The organism is Collinsella sp. LCP19S3_H3, from assembly GCF_052119145.1.
Lineage (GTDB): Bacteria > Actinomycetota > Coriobacteriia > Coriobacteriales > Coriobacteriaceae > Collinsella.
The window spans coordinates 1-1,671 of the sequence record NZ_JBQKFW010000031.1; the positions used below are offsets into that span (position 1 = coordinate 1).

General features: G+C 71.2%; 2 protein-coding genes. Both read left to right on the forward strand.

What is annotated here, in order from left to right:
• Positions 1–853, forward strand: an 853-nt coding sequence (locus tag ACTQZF_RS09135; RefSeq protein ID WP_441555104.1) for a Mu transposase domain-containing protein, incomplete at its 5' end; no start/stop codon positions are given.
• Entirely contained in the window at positions 843–1,586 is a 744-nt protein-coding gene (istB, locus tag ACTQZF_RS09140) for an IS21-like element helper ATPase IstB (protein WP_441069484.1), read from the forward strand. The genes ACTQZF_RS09135 and istB, both read left to right, overlap by 11 nt.
• Positions 1,587–1,671: the final 85 nt, after the last annotated feature.

The window sequence follows — 1,671 nt, forward strand, 5'->3', positions numbered from 1 at the left end:
GATGGTACGCGGCGAGGTCACGGAATCGAGGCTGTTCTCGCAGTTCAGGGCCCACTACCGCTTCGAGAGCCGGTACTGCAACCCCTATTCGGGAAACGAGAAGGGCTCCGTCGAGAACGCCGTGGGGTTCCTCCGGCGCAACCTCCTCGTCCCCGTGCCGGCGTTCGGCACGCTCCCCGAGCTCAACGCGTTCCTCGCCGAGGGATGCGCGAGGATCAACGCGGAGTCGCGCTGCCGCGACGGCAGGCCGCACGGGGAGGCCTACCGGGAGGACCTCGCCGCCATGCGCGCCCTTCCCGGCGTGGAGTTCGACGCGGTGAGGTGGATCACCGCCCGCGCCGACAAGCGCGGCTACGTCGAGGCCGACGGGCGCGAGTACGTCGCCGGGCCCGCCTGGCACGGGCGGAGCCTGCTCGTCGGCATGCGCGCGACGACGGTGGAGATCCTCGCCGACCGCGGCCGCCGGGTCGCCGTCCTCCCCAGGGCCTTCGGGGAGGGCCCCGCGGTCCGGAACCCCCTCTCGCTCGTGCCCGCCATCATCGCCAGGCCGAGGGCCTTCGGGGAGTCGACGATCAGGCGCGACATGCCGCCGGGGCTCGTCGAGGGGATCGACCGGATGGACTCCGCCGGCAGGAGGCGCACGCTCAGGTCGATCGGCCGGGCGAGCGAGTCCTCGGGCTTCGAGGCGGCATGCGAGGCGGCGCTCAGGGTCGTCGAGGGCGGCCGCGTCCCCGACGACGCCACGGTCGACGTGCTGGCGAGGCGTATCGCGGGAGGCGGCGGCGGGGCCGGCGGGGCCGACCTGTCGGTCTACGACGGGTTCCTGAAGGGGGCGGTCGCCGATGGCCGCTAGCGAGGAGCTGGCCCGCAGGGTCGTGGAGGCCGGGCGGTCGTGCTCGCTCACCACCGCCGTCCTGGAGGAGTGGTCGAGGCTCGGCACCCCGAAACAGGTGGAGTACCTGGCGGGCTACCTCGAGGCGGAGAGGTCCAGCCGCGAGGCCTCGAAGCGCGCGACGCTGCTCAGGCGCTGCGCGCTGCCGGCGCCCAAGACCTTCGACGGCTACGACTGGTCGGCCGTGTCGTGGCCGGAGGGCATGGGGCGCGAGTCGCTGCTCGCGCTCGACTTCGTCGAGCGCAGGGAGGACCTCGTGCTCATGGGCGACGTCGGCACCGGCAAGACGCACATGGCGTCGGCCCTCTGCGCGCTGGCGTGCGAGAGGAGGCTCGAGGCGCGCTTCTTCACGGCGTCCTCGCTCGTGATGCGCCTGAGGCGCGCCCGCGACGACGGGAGGCTCGACCGGGAGGCCGCGCTCATCGGCAAGGCCCGCCTGCTCGTCATCGACGAGCTCGGGTTTCTCCCGCTCGACTCGGACGGGGCGAGGCTGCTCTTCCAGGTCTTCGCCGACGCATACGAGAGGCAGTCGGTGGTAATCACCACGAACCTGGAGTTCAGCAGGTGGGGGTCGGTGTTCGGGGATGACCAGATGGCCGCCGCCGTGATCGACCGCATCGTCCACCACGGGAGGCTCGTCCAGTTCCGCGGCGAGTCCTACCGCGTCCGCCATGCCCTCATGCAGGAGGGCTAGCCGCTCAAAAAGCGTGCGCGCTTCCGATGCTCAGGCTGCTCAATTTCCGATGATCTTTTTGCTCAAATCCTCTTGACGAAACACA

Excerpts from the sequence above, each read along its gene's own strand:
- istB (WP_441069484.1), top strand. The coding sequence starts at position 843 with ATGGCCGCTAGCGAGGAGCTGGCCCGCAGGGTCGTGGAGGCCGGGCGG.